This is a genomic window from Pseudomonas sp. FG35, assembly GCF_057809295.1.
Map to the genome: position 1 here is coordinate 233,900 of NZ_JBMDJR010000007.1, position 19,119 is coordinate 253,018.

The 19,119-nt window shown below is 61.1% G+C and carries 15 protein-coding genes; 7 read left to right on the forward strand and 8 right to left on the reverse strand.

The window, feature by feature from the left end:
* Genes ACODTD_RS16160 through ACODTD_RS16175 form a run of 4 tightly spaced genes read right to left on the reverse strand, consistent with a single transcriptional unit; the run spans position 1 to position 7,753 of the window.
* Positions 1–4,566: an alpha-2-macroglobulin family protein gene (locus ACODTD_RS16160; protein ID WP_489105009.1), complete on the reverse strand. Its 4,566-nt coding sequence runs from the start codon at positions 4,564–4,566 to the stop codon at positions 1–3.
* Entirely contained in the window at positions 4,563–5,228 is a 666-nt protein-coding gene (locus tag ACODTD_RS16165) for a DUF1175 domain-containing protein (protein WP_285357871.1), read from the reverse strand. Before ACODTD_RS16165 ends, ACODTD_RS16160 begins: the two co-directional genes overlap by 4 nt.
* Positions 5,198–6,910 (reverse strand): DUF2138 domain-containing protein, encoded by a 1,713-nt coding sequence (locus ACODTD_RS16170; RefSeq protein WP_201818771.1) that lies wholly within the window; start codon positions 6,908–6,910, stop codon positions 5,198–5,200. Before ACODTD_RS16170 ends, ACODTD_RS16165 begins: the two co-directional genes overlap by 31 nt.
* Positions 6,911–6,961: 51 nt before the next feature.
* Positions 6,962–7,753 (reverse strand): YfaP family protein, encoded by a 792-nt coding sequence (locus ACODTD_RS16175; protein WP_489105010.1) that lies wholly within the window; start codon positions 7,751–7,753, stop codon positions 6,962–6,964.
* A gap of 277 nt (positions 7,754–8,030) precedes the next feature.
* On the opposite strand from ACODTD_RS16175, the gene ACODTD_RS16180 reads away from it, so the two are divergent.
* The 7 genes from ACODTD_RS16180 (at position 8,031) to ACODTD_RS16210 (ending at position 16,431) form a co-directional block, all read left to right on the forward strand.
* Complete coding sequence (locus tag ACODTD_RS16180) at positions 8,031–9,164, forward strand: Fic family protein (RefSeq protein ID WP_201818774.1); 1,134 nt, start codon at positions 8,031–8,033, stop codon at positions 9,162–9,164.
* A 120-nt stretch (positions 9,165–9,284) separates the two neighbouring features.
* The gene (locus tag ACODTD_RS16185; protein WP_064382206.1) at positions 9,285–10,592 is read left to right on the forward strand and encodes an AAA family ATPase; all 1,308 of its coding nucleotides are present in this window, start codon (positions 9,285–9,287) and stop codon (positions 10,590–10,592) included.
* Complete coding sequence (locus ACODTD_RS16190; RefSeq protein WP_084777013.1) at positions 10,585–11,175, forward strand: retron system putative HNH endonuclease; 591 nt, start codon at positions 10,585–10,587, stop codon at positions 11,173–11,175. Before ACODTD_RS16185 ends, ACODTD_RS16190 begins: the two co-directional genes overlap by 8 nt.
* Positions 11,176–11,277: 102 nt before the next feature.
* On the forward strand, positions 11,278–11,520 hold the full coding sequence (locus ACODTD_RS16195) for an exodeoxyribonuclease VII small subunit (protein WP_007894317.1): 243 nt from the start codon (positions 11,278–11,280) through the stop codon (positions 11,518–11,520).
* Positions 11,517–12,404: a (2E,6E)-farnesyl diphosphate synthase gene (ispA, locus tag ACODTD_RS16200; RefSeq protein ID WP_201818776.1), complete on the forward strand. Its 888-nt coding sequence runs from the start codon at positions 11,517–11,519 to the stop codon at positions 12,402–12,404. Before ACODTD_RS16195 ends, ispA begins: the two co-directional genes overlap by 4 nt.
* 91 nt (positions 12,405–12,495) lie before the next feature.
* On the forward strand, positions 12,496–14,394 hold the full coding sequence (gene dxs, locus ACODTD_RS16205) for a 1-deoxy-D-xylulose-5-phosphate synthase (protein WP_064382210.1): 1,899 nt from the start codon (positions 12,496–12,498) through the stop codon (positions 14,392–14,394).
* A 153-nt stretch (positions 14,395–14,547) separates the two neighbouring features.
* A complete protein-coding gene (locus ACODTD_RS16210; protein WP_285357887.1) occupies positions 14,548–16,431 on the forward strand; it encodes a TonB-dependent receptor domain-containing protein in 1,884 nt (627 codons plus the stop codon).
* On the opposite strand, the gene ACODTD_RS16215 is transcribed toward ACODTD_RS16210, so the two are convergent.
* The 4 genes from ACODTD_RS16215 to ACODTD_RS16230 form a co-directional block, all read right to left on the reverse strand.
* Positions 16,428–17,228, reverse strand: a complete 801-nt coding sequence (locus ACODTD_RS16215; RefSeq protein ID WP_221615927.1) for a cobalamin-binding protein — start codon at positions 17,226–17,228, stop codon at positions 16,428–16,430. The genes ACODTD_RS16210 and ACODTD_RS16215 overlap by 4 nt on opposite strands.
* Positions 17,228–17,647: a hypothetical protein gene (locus ACODTD_RS16220; RefSeq protein ID WP_011336131.1), complete on the reverse strand. Its 420-nt coding sequence runs from the start codon at positions 17,645–17,647 to the stop codon at positions 17,228–17,230. Before ACODTD_RS16220 ends, ACODTD_RS16215 begins: the two co-directional genes overlap by 1 nt.
* Complete coding sequence (gene ribA, locus ACODTD_RS16225; RefSeq protein WP_007955551.1) at positions 17,644–18,261, reverse strand: GTP cyclohydrolase II; 618 nt, start codon at positions 18,259–18,261, stop codon at positions 17,644–17,646. The genes ACODTD_RS16220 and ribA overlap by 4 nt, the downstream gene beginning before the upstream one ends.
* Before the next feature lie 132 nt (positions 18,262–18,393).
* Positions 18,394–19,119 (reverse strand): substrate-binding periplasmic protein, encoded by a 726-nt coding sequence (locus tag ACODTD_RS16230; protein ID WP_285357892.1) that lies wholly within the window; start codon positions 19,117–19,119, stop codon positions 18,394–18,396.

A 19,119-nucleotide genomic window follows, 5' to 3' on the forward strand; every position in this document is an offset into this window, starting at 1 on the left:
TCAGTTGACCGTGACCTGACCGAGGGCCGCTTTCGCTTCGCGGGCCTGATGCTGCGGCGCGTAGACCTGAGTGAAACGCACCGGCGGCAGGTTGAACTGGCCCTTCTGCGAGAACCGAACCAGATGGCGCAAACGCAATTCACCGCTCAGTGCATCCACCGGAACCGCGTAGGCCAGTTGGCCCGGTTCGAACCGCGCCTTCTCCAGCGCGGTCGGCTCGGTGCCGTCCTTGCCCTGCAACTTGATGCCCCACGTGGTGCGCTCGACATCGGCGCCCGGCGGCAACGGCACTTCGAGCATGCCGTAGCGCAACGGTTTTGGTGCCTTGCTGGTGAGGATCACCTCGTCCAGATACAGACTGTCGCTGGACAACGGCTTGCTGCCGACCGGCTCCAGTTTGAAAGTGAAGGCTTCGTCACCCGGTACCAGACGCGACAGGCGACGAGTGATGGTCACCGCCATCGGATCGACTGCCGGTTGTTGAGTCTGGAAGCTCAGCGCGGCACGCAAAGGACGCTCCTGAGTGCCCGATACCGACAACACGCTCGGCACCGGCGCAGCACCCTGCCACGTCCAGTACATCTCGCCGGTCGCGCCATAGTTTTTCTTCCAACCTTCGCCCGGTGCCAGCGCGATGGTCGGCGATGCCTGGGCGATGCTGCGTTGCAGCCAGGTCAGCGCCAGCGCACGTTCGAGGGTCGATTGCTGCGGCAACAGGCGTTGCAGCAGCGCGTTCGCACGAGCCTGATCGAACGGTTGCAGCGACAGGTTCAGCGCTTCGGCAAACGGCTGCGAGCTGACCGACAAGCGCTGTTGCGCAGCGCCCAGCTGACGATTGAACGCGTCCGGCAGAGCAACTTTCGACTGGGTCGCCAACGATGCGGCCAAGACCCGCGCCGCCGCCAGACCGAGCGTCGAATCCGGATCGCCCATCACCAGACTGTCTTCGCCGTCGTCCATCAGGGTTTCGGCATTGCCTTCCCCGGCCTTGGCCAGATCCTCCAGCAAACCGCTGAGCAGCGTGTTGACCGGCAGATGCATCTGCTTGGCGAACGACAGAATCAGCGCCCGTTGCAGCAACGGCGTGTTCGGCGCCTTCTTGGCATAAACCTCCAGCACCCGCTGCCAGTGCTCCGGCGGCAGGGTCAGCTCCAGCACCTGGCTGGCGTTCCAGTCGGCGTAATAGGCGTAAGCGGTGAGGAACGCATCCGGCTCGCCATCGAAGCCCCACCAGGTGAAGCTCGCCGACGGGCCGGCCATTTGCACCAGGCGCAGACGGCTGTTCTGCATGATCAGGCGCAAGCGTTCGCGGATCTGCGGGCTCGACGCCAGCGACGGATAAGCGATGCTCAGCGGCAGCAAGCGGCTGGCGGTCTGTTCTACGCCGCCGTACGGATAGCTGAGCAGATCATCGAGGGCCGAACGGAACAGCGCTTGCGGGCTGTCATCCAGACGCAGGCGAATGTCGGTGGCGTCCGCCGGCAGGCTCAACGGCGTATCGCCGCTGGCCACGTCGAGACTCTGGGTCTGCGTCACTTGCCAGCCTTCGCCGGTGGCGGTCAGGCGTACCGCGAGGGCGTCGGCGGTCTTGCCGTCCTGCACCAGTTCGGCGGTCCATTCGCCGGAGACCAATGCGAAGGCCGGTAGCGGCAAGTAGTTGATGCCGTTATTGAGGGTCACCGGCAGACGCTGTTCGGCGCCGGCGTAGTGCGTCACCAATTCAGCCTTGACCGGTTTCTCGGCCTGGCTAAAGGCGAACACACCGAGTTGCGGCTGATCGCCCTTGCGGAATTTGCTCGGCCCGCTCCACTTCAGGTACAGCGGTTTTTCCGAACGGACGAACTGCTTCTTTTGCCCGACCTGACCGTCATCGGCAATCGCCCGCGCAGTGATGCGCCAGCGGGTCAGCGAGTCCGGCATCTTGAAGGTGAAGCGAGTCTTGCCGTCGGCATCGGTCAGCAATTCCGGTTGCCATGCAGCGGTGTCGATATCTTCGCGACGCGGCCGCTCCAGCACTTTCACCCCACGCTCGCTGCGGTTGGCTTTGCCCGGTGCGCCAGGGCTGCCCGGCAACGCCACGTCGTAGCTGATGAACGACAGGCTCGCACTGGTGCGCACGTTGTTGCGGCGCGGGTGGTAGAAGAACTGGTCGATGGTCGGCGCGACTTCCGGTTGCAACGCATAGACCATTTCATCAACCACGCTGACCGTCAGGTGCGCCGGCACTGCCTTGCCAGCGAATTGCGTGTTCAGATCGACCGTCACGGTATCGCCCGGCTGATAGGTGTCTTTGTCGGTCTTGATCGCCACGTCGATCTGCGGCGCAACAACCTTGATCCCGGCATTCTGGAAGCTGTACTGACCGCCCTTGGTGTAGAGCACCGAGAACGTCAGGTTCGGCGCGAAGTTTTCCTTCACCGGGATGCGTGCGCGGTATTGGGTGTCGCTGAGTTTTTCCAGTTTCAGCCAGTCGCCGCCCTTGGCCAGCAGCGCGGTGGCTTCGACCTTGTCGCGCTCCAGCGACAGCAGTGCATCGCTGACTGGCTCCGGGAATGTGATCAGCGCCAGCGCTTCGTCGCCGGCCTTGTATTCGGGTTTGTCGAGGACGATTTCCACAGTGCCCGGCACAGCCTTGACGCCATCGCCGGTGACCGAATGACCGGTCGCACCCAGCACTCGGCCGTGCTGATCTTTCAGCGACAGGTTGTAGGTGCCCGGACGCTCGAAGGCCACGCTGAAGCCTTTGGCTTTCGCTGCCAGTTTGCCTTCGCCGGTGGTCTGGTCTTCCAGACGCACCCAGCTGTAGCTGCTCGGCACCACGGCCTGCGCCTGTTGGCTGCCGCCCTCGTTGGCGTAGCTGAACGCGACCTTGTCACCCACCGCGCTGAAGCGCTGCGGCGCAGTCAGACGGAAGCTGGCAGCACCGCGGTCGATGAGGATTTCTTTGGTGGTCTTGACCCGGTACGCCGCGCCATCGCTGGCGAACACGGTGAGCATGTAGCGGCTCGGTTTGTCGGCGGCCGGCAGGTCAAGGGTTGCATTGCCCTTGCTGTCGGTGGTCAGTTCGGTGCTGGTCAGCTCCACCGGGAATTGACCGAGGTATTGCAGCTCGTTGTCGACCATCGACAGTTGCTGAGCGCGCAGGCTCAGGGTCAGTTTGGCGTTGGCCACCGGTTTGCCGTCCGGATAGAGCAGCACCAGGCTGCCTTTCACCGGTTCGCCGGTGCGGTAATCCTGCTTGGCCAGGTTCAGCGAGATTTCGAAATGCGGCTTGATGTACTCGGCTACACGGAACGCGCTGCTGTAGACCTGATCCTTGTAGTTGAAACGCAGCTCGTAACCACCGGCCACGGCGTTGTCCGGCAACTGGAAACGGCCCTGGGTACCGGCCTTGGAGTCGAGTTTCAGATCGAGCCGCTGCAATTCGGTGCCAGTGGCATCGAGCACGCTGACATTGACGTCCGCCGCCCCCGGCAATACCGAGTCCCGCGCATTCTTGAATTCGCGGCCGACGATTTTCAGCGACACCCAATCGCCCGGGCGATACAACGGCCGGTCGGTGAACGCGTAAAGTTTGGTGTCGTAGATTTCGCTGTCGTAATAGAAGTTTTCCGAGACGAATACGCCGCCCTCTTCGTCCTCGCCGATCACGAACGAACGCTCGGGACTGACGTGTTTCAGGCGCAGCAGACCATCGGTGTCGGTGGCGCCGCTGCTCATCACGCCGAGGCCGTCGGTCCACAGCACATTGACCTTCGGCACCGAGCTGCCTTCGTATTTGCGCGCGGCCCACACCAGCAATTCATCACCGGCAATCTTGCTCACCGCCACGGTGTTGGAAACGAAAACCATGGTGGTCGCGCGGTACTTGCCGATCAGCGCTTCGACCAGATACAGGCCCGGTTTCAGATTGCCCAACGGGATGTAGACGTTGCCCGGCGCGACGCTGACGAACTCGCTGGAAGACCCGGCCAGATTGACGCCGGTCGGCGGCTGGATCGGTTTGGCCTGCCACAGCGGATAGCGGAACTGGCTGACCACCGGCAGGCCCGGAATCAGGGCGAATTGCGGTTGCGCGTCATAAGGCGTAGGCGCGGCGATGGCATTGCCCATCTTCAGCTCCGGCACTTCCTCGGTGACTTGCTGACGCGACTCGTAGGAGAACGCACGCTGCATCACCCGACGGGACTTGCGGTACCAGTTGTCCCACAGGTACGCCAGGGTGTTCGACAGGCCTTCGCCCTTGAACTGGCCGTCGCTGACCACGCGGTGCAGGTTCTTCTGGCGCTTGAGGAAGTCCAGCGGCTTGTCGATCTTGTACACACGGATGTCGGCGCCGCCGTAGGGTTCCATGCGGAATCGACGGTAGTCGCGACCCGGCGCTTCGAGGCGTACCACCGCCTGTTCATCGGCGGCGAAACTGCTGTCGGCCAGCAGGAAAAAGCTCTCACCGGACACCGGCGTGTAGCCGCTTGGCTCCACGGTGTCTTCGGCATTCACGGCCGAAAACGGCAGGGTCAACAGCAACAGAAAAGGCAGTAAACGCAGCATGCGGGCACCGGTCATTGGGAGAGAAAGTTCAGTCGATAGACGCCGATGAAGTTGGGGTTGGCTGCGTCGGGTATCCATCGGGTGTCCTTCCATGTCATGAGTTGCTGCAGGCTTGCCGAACGCATGCCGTTGTCGGTTGGGGTGGTCGTGCCGGTGTGATAGGCGATGTAGCGGCCCATCCAGATCATCAGGTGCTGGTCGTCGCCCTGATCGAAAAACATCAGATCGCCGGGGCGTGCCTGGGACACGTCGCGGCCGATCAGATGGCTGTTGAACTGAATCAGTTTGATCGCGTTGACGTAGGGCCCGACCTTGCCGCCACCCTGCTGCCATTGCTGGGCGAGCTTGCGCTGATCGGCGCTCAGGTCCAGCTCCGGCGGCAGGTAGCGGTTGGACACGCCATTGCTGCGCAGCCATTTGTCGTCATGGACTTTCAGTGCTTCGTTGGCGGCGAAACGCACCAGCCCCGCGCAATCCTGCTGATACCAGCGCGGGCTCGGGCCTTTGCTCAACTGCTCCTGAGCGATGCGCACGAACCAGGCGCGAAAGACCTGGGATTGCGCAGGATCGAGGGCCGGCGCCTCAGCGGCTCGGGCACCGGCGCTGAGCAACAGCACCAGAAGGCCAAGGCTGCGAATCAAACCAGTCACAGCGCTTTCCACTCCAGCGGCAGCCATTGCCAGTGACCGTCAGGCTCGCTGCCTTCCGGCAAGGTCAGGGCGTATTTGCCCATGCCGCCGAGGGTGCGCAGTTTCGGGATCAGGTAGGTTTGTGCGGCGTTGTAGAACACCGGCTCCATGTCCTGCGGCAGGCTGTCGAGGGTTTCCTGCTGGATCAGTTGCGCCATTGAGTCCGGGCCGAAGTAGATCGGCATCAGCACGTCTTTGGGCAGCACGTCGGCCATCGGCGGGAAGCGTTTGTCGAGGGTGCCGAGGGCCTTGTCGACCAGTTTGTCGTCGAGGGAAAACAGCAGCGTCGAACCGTGGCGCGCCAGGCTGACTTTCATGAACGCACGGCCGGTGATCGCGTCCGGGTTCTCGGCATCCTTGGCCGCGTACGGGCCGAAGTTGGAGCTGACCTGACGTTGCCAGAGGTGGCTCTGGCCTTCCTGTTTTTCCACCACGGGGAACGCGTGCTCGTCGACCTTGCCTTCGTAAGCGCCGACCATCGAATCGAACAGAGTGCCGATATCAGCGTCGAGCTTGCCGTTGTCTTCGTCGTTCAGACTGGCCACCAGCAAGGGCGTGTACAGCCGCGAATCGGCGTACCAGCACAGGCCCGCCGCGCCGGCCACGTGCTCGGTGAGTTTCTGCGCTACCGCTTCTTCGGCGCCGAGTTTCACCAGCAACGGTTTTTGCGGCTCGGCTGCGACCGGCAGCGTCACGCAGGCACTGGCGCCCAGCGGCATGGCTTGCCAGACCGGTTTGAAATCGAAGTCCGGCTGGTTCTCCAGCTCATCCATGGCGAGATAGCTGTGCCAGCCCTTGTCGTCCATGTCGAAACGCAGGCCGGCGAAATTCGGGATGAAGCGTTGATAACCCATGGCCAGGACGCTGGAATTGACCGACAGGCGCTGCTTGGTTTCCGGCGTCTTGGCCGGCAACCCGAACGCTTCGGGGAACAGTTTTTCGCCATTGAGCAACGCCGCCAGCGCCTGCGGCGAAACATGGCCGGACTCCTCGGAAGCACCACTTTCCGGGTCGTAGAATTTGGCCGGATTGGACAGCACCACCAGTTTGTCGCCACGGGAGGCGAACAGCAGGGATTTGCCGGCGTTGTAGGTCAGTTGATACAGCGGCACTTCGTCGCCGCCGACTTTCAGGGTGCTGAGCACGCTCAGTTGCGAATCATCCAGGGCGACTTTCGCCAGCGGCTCCAGCACCTTGGCCAGACCGCCGCGATCCATCACCAGCAGGAAATCTTTCAGCCGACCATCGGCACCGCGCCACAACGCTACGTCTGCCGGTTGATCGAAGAGCTGCTCGATCAGGCTGTCCTGCAGCTTCAGGTCATGCTCGTAGATGATCCGCCGCAGACTGCCGATCAGCCCGAGGCGGTCGGCGTGGGTTTCGTAATAGAAGACGAAATCCTCGGTCAGCGTGGCCTTGAGGAACGGCACCGTCAGCAGGTCCTTGGGCAACTGGCTCAGGGAGCGGGTTTCCAGCAGCGCGTCCGGGCGGCTCAGGCCGAGCTTGTCACTGGCCAACTCCGCTGGTGGTGCCTTGGGTTTGTGCATCAGCCAGCCGAGCCCGCCCGCCACGCCGGCCACCAGGCACAGCCCGACCGCCAGCAACGGCCAGCGCCGGGAAGGTTTGGCGACGGGCGCGTCGGTAGCCGGGTTCGCAGTGTTATCGCTCATCTTCTCGCTCATGTTCCCAAAGCTCGGCAGTTCATCCGTGGTGCGGGATGCTTAATAGTTGAAAGTCTTGACCAGCAGCAGATCACCGATGGCCCGCAGGGGCACGATGAACGTTTCGCGTTTTTCGTCGACGGTGTTTTCGTTGAGCACCAGCGTGATCTGCGAGGTGATGACCTCGTTCTGGTTGCTGGTCTCCTCGAAGTTATAGCCGCCGTTACCGAAGTTGCCCCAATAGTTGACGTAAACCAGATAGGTGCCGTGCAGCGGCGCGGTCATGGTGAACATTTCCGGGCCGGGGCCGTCGACACCGTCCGGATCGAGGCCGCCGCCGTTGCTCATCGCCGGCCGCGCCCAGAAGGCGTGCTGGCCGTCAGGCGTAATGACGTGCAGGTCGAGTTCGGCTTTAGGGTCGTCCCAACCGAGCACCACGCGGATCCGCGCCGGCGTGCGCAAATTGTTGGCTTCGTAGAATTGAACGCGCTTGAGCGACTGGCCGTCGGCGCTGATCACTTCGACGCTGTTGGAGCCGGCGCCGAACGCATACGGCCGGGCGAAACGCCCATCGTCGTCGGTGTACAGATTCAGTGGATTGCCATTCACCGCCAGGCTATGAGGCGGGCGCAGATGCCCGATGGCCTTGAGCTGACCCTCGATCATCGAGCGATTGCGCTGGATGCCGCGATCGATGGGCGGCGTGGGATAGGCGACTTGCGGGTTTTCCGTGCGGTCGAGCAGACCGTGATAGCGCCAGCCGCCCACCGGTTCCGACATCTCGGCACTCGGTGCAGCCGACAGCGCCGGCACGCAGGCCAGGCCGATCAGCAGCAAAAGAAGTGAACGCATGTGATGCCTCCTGCCATGCCTGAACGAAACCTTGCACCCGATCCTCGGCGCTTCACAGTGGGCGATACTGCGTTTCGTCTGAAAGACCCGTGACTGTCGGGTCGTAGAAGGCGCGAAGGTTAGCGATTCGGCAGTTTTTTAACAATCGGATACATCTTGAAATGCGGTAGTAATCACGGCGACTAGTGGACGATGAGCCGAATAGGCGTCATATTCGGCTCACGAAATGAGCCGAATAGCACTTCTATTCGGCTCACGCACTCAGGAACGGCATTTCATGGCAACTCACTGGATCTGGCAGCAACCCGATTGGCCCGACTTCAACTGGCAGGCAGAGCATCTCACTGCGCTGTTGCGCGAATGCGTTCAGGCGCAGGGACAATTGATGGGCATGGCGGGATCAGTGGGCAATTCACTGAGCGCTCAAACTGAGCTGGACGCGTTGCTGCAGAACATCGTGACCTCCTCGGCCATCGAGGGGGAGCAGTTGAATATTGAATCCGTGCGTTCTTCATTGGCACGACGTCTGGGGCTGGAATCACCGGATGGCGACAACGTCAGCAAGCGCAGCGAGGGGCTGGCGCAACTGATGCTCGATGCCACTCAACGTTTTGCCGAACCGCTGACGCTGGAACGATTGCTGGAATGGCACTCATGGCTGTTTCCAGAACAGGAGAGTGGTTTCCTTTCGCGAGCAATCAATGTAGGCGCATTACGCGGCGATGAGCCGATGCAGGTGGTTTCCGGGCGAATCGACCGCCCGACCGTGCACTTCGAGGCGCCACCGCGACAAGGGCTTGAGCGACAACTCGACAGTTTTCTCAAATGGTTCGACGCCAGTCAGCATCAGGCAGGCCTCGATCCTTTACTGCGAGCCGGTATCGCACACTTCTGGTTCGTCACCTTGCACCCATTCGACGACGGCAATGGGCGCCTGACTCGCACCCTCACCGATCTGGCATTGGCTCAAGGCGAAGCGCAGGCCATTCGTTTTTATGCGATGTCCGCCAGCATTCTCGACGACCGCGCGGGCTATTACCGGATTCTCGAATCGAGCCAGAAAGCCACGCTGGACATCACAGACTGGCTCGCATGGTTCCTGCAAACCCTGCTGCGCAGTCTGCAACAGGCCATCGCGCGGATTGAAAGTGTGTTGGGAAAATCACGCTTCTGGCAGGCGCACCGGGAATCCGGGCTGTCGGCGGAGCAGATCAAAGTGCTCAATCGTTTGCTCGACGGTGGTGAGCGCGGTTTCGAGCACGGTATCAGCGCAGCGCAGTATCAGTCGGAAACAAAACTGTCCAAGGCCACAGCAACCAGGCATTTGGCTGAATTGGTCAAGAAAAAATGTTTGAAACGGACAGCCGCAGGAGGGCGGAGCAGTCGCTACCAAATCAACTCTCCAGACTGAGTGCGCTGCCAAGCATTATCCAGTTTCAATTCAAGATTTCGACTGGAGCTCAATGTCATCTCATGGTCAACTACGGCCAGAAAATCCGTCGGCAAGGACGGGAAAAATAGAGGTACTCCTGTGAAGCTGCGCAAACTGAAACTAAAGGATTTCCGTCGATTTGAAGACATTGAAATCGACTTCCATCCTGAGCTGACGGTCATTGCCGCACGTAACGGGCAGGGTAAAACCACAATACTTGAAGCCATTGCCACCGCGCTGGGGCCATTTGTCGGCGCATTCGATATGGGCAAATCCAAGCACATTGAGCGAACCGATGCTCGTTACGTTCGTCTCGGCAACAGCTTCGAAAACGAACAGAGATTTCCAGTCATCATTGATGCTGTCCTCGATGATCCCGCCATCCAATGGCAACGAGCACTGCATGGCCCCAAAAGCCGTACGACTACAAAAGAAGCCACCTCACTGGCCAACTGGGGCAAAAACCTTCAAGAGTTAGCACGAACCAAGGCTGCAACTGCTTTGCCGCTAATCAGCTATTACCCAGCTGGACGCCTTTGGATCACACACAACAACAGCTCACGAAAAGCGGTGGTTAGTGCCAGTAGAACCATGGGGTATGAAGACTGCCTGTCTTCTGCATCAAATTTTGTGCAAATGCAGCAATGGATGCGGAAGGCGACAATGGCCTTGCTTCAACAACAAGAGTTGCCGGGTTACGAGCAATCGGATCTGAAGCCAAGAATCACCGGCATTCAAAATGCAGTAAATCTGGTTCTGGAGAATGAAGGCTGGAGTAACTTTCACTACAGCCTTGGCTATGAAGATCTCGCAATGTCTCATCCTGATCATGGGCTTCTGCCAATCAGCCTGCTGAGTGATGGCGTTCGAGCGATGATTTCATTGACTGCCGACATGGCATTTCGCTGCGCGCGCCTGAATGGTCAGTTTGAGGATCAAGCCCCATTGCTCACAGAAGGTATTGTTCTGATCGACGAGGTCGATTTGCATCTACATCCTGCCTGGCAACAACAGGTCCTGGCAGCACTTCGCAAAGCGTTCCCGAAAATTCAGTTCATCGTTAGCACACATAGTCCTCAGGTCTTGACGACGGCGAATCGTGAGCAGATCCGTGTCATTCACAAGGACGAGCAAGGCTGGGTTTCAGAACAACCGGCTATGAGTCCCTTGGCACAGGAATCCGGAGATGCGTTGGCGGGCGTCATGAATGTCAACACCCGCCCTCCGATGGCGATCGTTGAAACTGCCCACGCGTACGAACAATTGTTCCGGGATGGTGCCGGTAACAGCCCAAAAGCTACCCAGTTGAAACAGGAACTGGATAACGCTGGTTACGAAATCTCCGAGGCTGACATGACGCTCTGGACGTTCCTCGCGGCGCAGGTCAGGAAGACGCGTAATGATTGAGTTGACTCACAACCCCGCTCCCCCAAAAGCACTGCTGGATTTCAACGAAACTTATCCCGGCGCGGGACCAGATGATTTTGATGGAGAGGCTTTCCGCCCGGTGAAAAAAATCGTGAAGGCGAGCCTCCATAATGATCAAGGTGGACTTTGCGTTTACTGTGAAATGCCGCTGCAACCCGACACAGGTCAAATTGACCACATCAAGCCCAAGCGCGGTAGTGATGGCCACCCTCACTTGACCTTCTCTTACACCAACTATGCACACGGGTGTATCCGGTCAGACGGATGTGGCCAGCGAAAAGGAGATCGGCTTCTCCCGATTGAGCCTGCTCCCGGTTGCAATGAGCAGTTCTCTTTATCGTCAGATGGTTCACTGGAACCCATGCCCGATCTCAACAGGAGAAATAGGCATTTGGTTCGTCAAACGCGAGATATGCTTGGGCTCCATAGTGCAGCACTCATTCGAGAACGGGAAAAGTGGATAAAAGCGTTCGTCAGCTTGCTCAAAGAACACCCGCAATTGGCGAGAGACTTTCTGAAACAAGCCCCTTTCCGTCATATTTTGCTCAGGTTAATCAGCTAGCGCCTTCGCCATTTCAAGGCTTTGACCCGCCCCGCTCATTTGCCCATACCCCCCCTATCTGCTAGTGTCGCGCCGGTTTAACGTCAACCGGAATTAGCCGCCATGGCCCGCAAAAAAGCTGCACTGGATTTCGAACAGTCCCTCGCCGACCTGCAAACGCTGGTGGAGCGTCTGGAGAACGGTGAATTGTCGCTGGAAGACTCGTTGACCGCTTTCGAGCAGGGCATCGGCCTGACCCGTGACTGCCAGGCGGCGCTGGCCCAGGCCGAGCAGAAGGTCCAGGTGTTGCTGGAGCGCGATGGCGAACTCGCCGAGGAACCCTTCGACGCGGATCAGCCAGAATGATTGCAGCGTATTCGGCCACCAGCCAGGCACGGGTCAATGCGGCACTGGAAACCCTGTTCAACGCTCCGCTGCCAGAACTGGCGCGGCTTTACGAAGCCATGCGCTACAGCGTGATGAACGGCGGCAAACGCGTGCGCCCGCTGCTGGCCTACGCCGCATGCGAAGCCCTTGGCGGCAAGGCCGAACAGGCCAACGGCGCAGCGTGTGCGGTTGAGCTGATCCACGCGTATTCGCTGGTGCACGACGATTTGCCGGCGATGGACGACGACGATCTGCGTCGCGGCCAGCCGACGACTCACAAGAAATTCGACGAAGCCTGCGCAATCCTCGCCGGCGACGGCTTGCAGAGCCTGGCGTTCAGTGCCCTGCTCGACCCGCGCCTGAGCGACCTGAGCGCGGACATCCGCCTGCAGCAGGTCACAGCACTGGCGCACGCGGCGGGCCCGGCTGGCATGGTCGGCGGTCAGGCCATCGACCTCGGTTCGGTCGGCCTCAAGCTTGATCAGAAAGCGCTGGAACAGATGCACCGACACAAGACCGGCGCGCTGATCGAAGTCAGCGTCAGGCTCGGCGCCCTGGCCAGCGGCTCTGCCGAGAAGGATGAACTCAAGTCCCTGCAGACTTATGCACAGGCCATCGGCCTGGCATTCCAGGTCCAGGACGACATTCTCGACGTCGAAAGCGATACCGAAACCCTCGGCAAACGCCAGGGCGCCGACATCGCCCGCGACAAGCCGACCTACCCGGCACTGCTCGGTCTGGACGCCGCCAAGGCCTATGCGCTGGAACTGCGCGATCAGGCCCTGCACGCGCTGCGACCGTTTGACGCGGCTGCCGAGCCGTTGCGCGATCTGGCCCGGTATATCGTCGACCGGCGCAACTGAAGGCTTATCTGCCAAAAAAGACCAACGCGTGGGCAGGGGGCGATGCATCAGGTAAACTGCCGCATCTTTTATACCTATAACGATTCGCCTGATGCCCACGACGTTTCATGAGATTCCCCGCAAGCGCCCGACCACGCCCCTGCTCGACCGCGCTAACACGCCGGACGGCCTGCGCCGGTTAGGCGAAGCCGAGCTGGAAACCCTGGCTGATGAGTTGCGCCTGGAATTGCTCTACACGGTCGGCCAGACCGGTGGGCACTTCGGTGCCGGCCTGGGCGTCATCGAGCTGACCATCGCGTTGCATTACGTCTTCGACACCCCGGACGACCGGTTGGTGTGGGACGTCGGTCATCAGGCCTATCCGCACAAGATCCTCACCGGTCGTCGCGAGCGCATGGAAACGCTGCGCCAGAAGGACGGCATCGCCGCCTTCCCGCGCCGTTCCGAGAGCGAGTACGACACCTTCGGCGTCGGCCACTCCAGCACCTCGATCAGTGCCGCGCTGGGCATGGCCATCGCCGCCCGCCTGCAGAACAGCGATCGCAAGGCGATTGCGGTGATCGGCGACGGCGCCCTGACCGCCGGCATGGCCTTCGAGGCGCTGAACCACGCGCCGGAAGTCGACGCCAACATGCTGGTGATCCTCAACGACAACGACATGTCGATCTCGCGCAACGTCGGCGGTCTGTCGAACTATCTGGCGAAGATCCTTTCCAGCCGCACTTACGCGAGCATGCGTGAGGGCAGCAAGAAAGTGCTGTCGCGCCTGCCCGGTGCCTGGGAAATCGCCCGTCGTACCGAAGAGTACGCAAAAGGCATGCTGGTCCCCGGCACCCTGTTCGAAGAATTGGGCTGGAACTACATCGGCCCGATCGACGGCCACGACCTGCCGACCCTGATCGCCACCCTGCGCAACATGCGCGATCTGAAAGGCCCGCAGTTCCTGCATATCGTCACCAAGAAAGGCAAAGGCTTCGCACCGGCGGAAGTCGACCCGATCGGTTACCACGCCATCACCAAACTCGAACCGCTGGACGCCCCTGCCGCTGCGCCGAAAAAGGCCGGCGGGCCGAAGTATTCCGGCGTGTTCGGTGAGTGGCTGTGCGACATGGCCGCTGCCGACCCGCGTCTGGTGGGCATCACCCCGGCGATGAAGGAAGGCTCGGATCTGGTGGCGTTCAGCGAACGCTTCCCGCTGCGCTACTTCGACGTGGCGATTGCCGAGCAACACGCCGTGACCCTCGCCGCCGGCATGGCCTGCGAAGGCGCGAAACCGGTGGTGGCGATCTACTCGACATTCCTGCAACGCGGTTATGACCAGTTGGTGCATGACGTCGCGGTGCAGAACCTCGACGTGCTGTTCGCCATCGACCGCGCCGGTCTGGTGGGCGAAGACGGCCCGACCCACGCCGGCAGTTTCGACCTGTCGTTCCTGCGCTGCATCCCGGGCATGGTGATCATGACCCCGAGCGATGAAAATGAACTCCGCAAGATGCTCACCACCGGCCACCTGTACAACGGCCCGGCGGCGGTGCGTTACCCGCGCGGCACCGGCCCGAACGCGACCATCGAGAAAGACCTCGAACCGATCGAGATCGGTAAGGGCGTGGTGCGTCGTCAGGGCAGCAAGGTCGCCCTGCTGGTGTTCGGCGTGCAAATGGCCGAAGCCCTGAAAGTCGCCGAGACGCTGGACGCGACCGTGGTCGACATGCGTTTCGTCAAACCGATGGACGAAGCGCTGGTACGCGAGATCGCCAACAGCCACGACCTGCTGGTGACCATCGAAGAGAACGCGATCATGGGCGGCGCCGGTGGCGCGGTCAGCGAATTCCTCGCCCGCGAGAACATCCTCAAGTCGGTGCTGCACCTGGGCTTGCCGGACGTTTACGTCGAGCACGCCAAACCGGCGCAGATGCTGGCCGAGTGCGGACTGGATGAAGTGGGGATCGAAGCGGCGGTGCGGGAGCGCCTGGAACTGCTCAACAAGTAATCACCATCCCTGTGGGAGCGGGCTTGCCCGCGATGAGGTCGGCACAGTCAACATTGATGTTGGATGTACCGACGCCATCGCGGGCAAGCCCGCTCCCACAGTGTTTTGTGCCGCTGGAAATCTAGTGCCACCAGAAATACCAACGGAATACCGATGAACCTCTCGCGCCTCGCCCTGCCCCTCCTGCTGCTGCCCTCCGCCAACGCCCTCGCTGACAATTTCGAACGCGACCAGGCCCTGAAGCTGCCGGACGTGCTGATCAGCGCCAACCGTCAGGTCGAAGCGCGCAACGACAGCAGCGCCGCCAACACCGTGTTCACCCGCGAAGACATCGAGCGTCTGCAACCGCGCAGCGTCACCGATCTGCTGCAACGGGTACCGGGCGTGCAAGTGACGCAAACCGGCGGACGCGGGAGTCTTCCGGGTATTTACATCCGCGGCACGCAATCGGCGCAAAGCCTGGTGCTGGTCGATGGCCAGCGCATCGGCAACTCCACTTCCGGCGACAGCAATCTGCAACACCTCAACATCGAGCAGATCGAGCGGGTCGAAGTTTTGCGCGGTTCGCGTTCGGTGATCTACGGCAGCGATGCGATTGGCGGGGTGATTCAGATCTTCACCCGGCGCGGCGGCGAACAAGGCTTGCAGCCCCGGGTGCATGTCGGATTCGGCAGCAATCAGACCTGGGAGCGCAGTGTCGGCCTGTCCGGAGGTGATGAGGAAACACGTTTCAACCTCGGCGCCAGCCTCGATGAAACCGCCGGCCTCGACCGCACCCACGAATCCTATCCCAGCGACAGTGACCACGACGCCTATCGCAATAAGTCCATCAGCCTGAGTCTCAGCCACGCGCTGACCGATGACATCGAAGTCGGCGCCAACCTGCTCGATAACCGTGGCAAAAGCGAGTTCGACAACCCGTTCGGCCGCTTCGACCCGGTGACTTTCGACTCCCTCCAGCAGCAGCCCTACAGCGATTTCACCGTCAGCAGTTTCAGCAGCTACATCGACGCGCGAATCAACGAGCGCTGGAAGTCGCGCCTGGAACTCGGCCATAGCGAAAACCGCGAGAAGTCCTTCGACAAGCTCAGCGACGAACGCTCGGTGTTCAACACCTACCGTGATTCGGTGACCTGGCAGAACGATCTGACCCTCGATGCGCGCAACAGCCTGATCCTTGGCGGCGACTGGTACGAAGACCGCATCAACAGCAGCACCGCGTTCGACGAAGACAGCCGCTGGAACCGCGCCGCGTTCATCCAGCATCGCTTCCAGGCCGACAGTTTCTCCACCGAACTGGGCCTGCGTCGTGATGACAACCAGCAGTTCGGCGGCCAGAACAGCTGGAGCGGCACGCTGACCTTGCCGGTCAACCCGGACAACGATCTGCTGCTCAGCTACAGCGAAGGCTTCCGCGCGCCGACCTTCAACGATCTGTATTACCCGGACTTCAGCAACCCCGACCTGAAACCGGAAACCTCGAAAAGCTACGAGCTGCAATGGCGCAGCCAGTTGAGCGACAGCACTCGCCTCGAAGCCTCGCTGTACCGGACCGATCTGGAAGACGCGATCATCTTCGGCAGCAACTCACGCCCGGAAAACGTCGCCTCGGCGCGGATCAACGGCTTCGAAGCAGCGCTGAAACAGGAGCTGTTCGGCTGGCAGAGCAACCTCGGCGTGGCGATCATCGATCCCCGTGACCGCGACACCGGCCACACGTTGGCACGGCGTGCACGGCGGACATTGAGCTGGGATCTGGATCGACAGTTCGATCGCCTTGGCCTCGGCGCCAGTTGGCAGGCCGTGAGCAGCAGCTATGACGACCTGAACAATCAGCAGCCGCTTGGCGGTTATGCACTGCTCGGACTGCGCAGCAGCTGGGCGTTGAACCGCGAGATCAAGCTGGATTTCAAGATCGACAACCTGCTGGACAAGGGTTACAGCCGGGCGCTGTACAGCCATGACGGCAGTCAGTATGACTATCGCGAGGAAGGTCGGGCGTTCATGTTCGGCGTGACCTGGACACCGCAGCTCTAACGATCTGGCGCGATCAGGTGGCAGAGTTTGGCGGTCGCCTCGATCATCTGCCCGCTCGGGCGCTCCAGACCTTTGTCGGTGACCAGCAGTAATTGCCGATGCTTCACCGCTGTGACCTGCGGCCAGGCGTTCCACGCATCGAGTTGCGGCTGATCGCCGGCGAGAATCACTTCGGGATCACGCTGTAAAACCGCCTCGATGCTCACCTGCGGCGCGGGCAGGCTCAAATCGGCAAACACATTGCGCGCGCCGCACACTTCAAGCGCATCGCTGATGATCTGCCCGCCGCCGACGGTGTACAGCGGCGCGTCCCAGACCTGATAGAACACCCGCAGCGGCGTTTCCCGTCGGTAGCGCTGGCGCAGCTCATCGAGGTTTTGTCGCAACTCACTAGCTCGTTCGATCCCACGCTCAGGACGACCGAGCTGTATCGCGATGGCTTCAATCTGCGCAGTCAGCTGTTCGAGACTGTGAGGCTCGGCAACGAACGTCGGGATGTTCAGGCGCTTGAGCTGATCACGTTGAGCCGGGCCGACACTGCCGGGCCACAACAGCAACAAGTCAGGTTTGAGGCTGAGCAGCCGCTCCATGTCAAGCTGGCCATAACGGCCTACCGAAGGCACGTCCTTGATCGCGGATGGCCGCTCACCGCCATCCAGCACCCCGACCAACAGGTCGGCCGAATCCAGTTCGACAACGATTTCAGACAGGGATGGCGCGAGGCTGACCACCCGCAGGGCGGCCAGCGTTTCACCGCTGACGGCCAGCAGCAGAACCGCCAGCCAGAGACGCCGCATCAGGCGAGTTGACGCGGGATACGGTAGAGGTAGAACAGCACCGCCGTGGACAGCGCCAGCAACATCAGCGGCACCGCTTCAAGGCCGACGAACACCGCCAGCGCGCCGATCCATGCCGGCAGCGCCGCGACCACGAATGCACTGCGAAGGCAGGCCGCCAGGGCGATCCAGGCAGCGGGTTCTTCAGGGGTATCGAGGGCTTTTTGCGTGGCGATCAGCGCATGTTTGTAGCGCCCGAAAAACTTCAGGCTGACAAACATCGACGCCACGCCAGCGATAAACAAAGGCATCGCCAAGACCGGCAGAATCGCCTCGCCCTGGCCGAACACTCCGTTGATCACGAACAGCGGCAACAGCGCCAGCGCCAGGTATTTCCACCAGGCGATCGACAGACGGCGCCGCACTTGCCCGCGGGTCACGCCCGGTCTACCTCGCCCTGATGCTCGTTGCCCATCATGTGGTCGAGCTTGCTGGCCTTGGTCGCCAGATAGAGTTTGTTGTGCGGATTGTGGCCGGTGTGCAGCGGCACGCGCTCGGCGACGACGATGCCCATGTCGGTCAAGGCTTTGACCTTGCGCGGGTTGTTGGTCATCAGACGCAGGGATTTGACGCCCAGATGCTCGAGCATCGGCAGGCACATGGCGTAGTCACGCTGGTCGGCGGCAAAGCCCAGACGCTCGTTGGCTTCAACGGTGTCGGCGCCGCCGTCCTGCAATTCGTAGGCACGGATCTTGTTCAAAAGACCGATGCCGCGCCCTTCCTGACGCAGGTACAGCAACACGCCACGGCCTTCGCGAGCGATGGCCTTGAGGGCGCCTTCGAGTTGCGAACCGCAGTCGCAACGCTGGCTGAACAAGGCATCGCCGGTCAGGCATTCGGAGTGCAGACGGCCGAGTACCGGGGCACCGTCGGCAATCTCGCCCAGGCTCAGCACGACGTGCTCGCGGCCGGTGGCTTCGTCGAGAAAACCGTGCATGGTGAATTGCGCAAAAGGCGTTGGCAGCTTGGAAGCGGCGACAAAAACGACAGGCACCGGTGTGCTCCTGATCTGAAAAGTCCGAGATTCGCTGGGCGGCATTGTAACAGCAGGTTCCCAGAGGCGCTTAGGCTGAATTATCGGGGATAACTATCAAAAAGTTTGATGACAGGCTCGTCGCTATCGCCTTTACTCGAACGGATACGGCTGCTTCCAGCGCTCGAAGATCGGCTTCAACTCGCCGCTTTTCACCAGTTGCTCCATGCGCTGGTCGTAGATCGACATCAGCGCCCGGCCTTGCGGGGTGTCGGCGAAGCCGAGGTACAGCGGCAATTCCGCCAGATGCGAATAACGATATTGCGACGGATCGGCGGCGTTTCTCACCACTGCTTCGATTTCCGTCAGCGCATCGATGTAGTAATCCGCCCGCCCCTGCTTGAGCATCGACAGGATGCCGGTGCGGCGCTCGATCTGGTTGAAGCGTTTGACGTTCGGCAGGTAGGTTTCGTAGCGATAGCCGCGCACCCAGGCCAATCGATACTTGCCCAGCGTCGCCTGGGTCGGCGATGGGTTGCTGGCAAGACCCAGCGCGTAGATGTGGTCGGAATCGAAATTCCATTTCGGGTACAGCACCTGCTCGGCTTCACCGCGATAGGAGCCGACCAGTGCGTCAGCTTCCTTCAGTTGCACCAGACCCACCGAGCGGGTGTAGGGCACGGTGCGAATATCCAGGGTCACGCCGGCCGGCTCGAACACTTTGCGCAACACGTCCCAGCCCAGGCCATGGCCATCGGCGGCGGTGTAGTCTTCCCAATCTTCACTGGCCAGGTGAATGACCGACGGCGGTGCGTCCTGTGCCTGGGCCACGGCGCCAAGCAAGGTCAAAACCACTATCGCCAACAAGCGTCGAGTCAT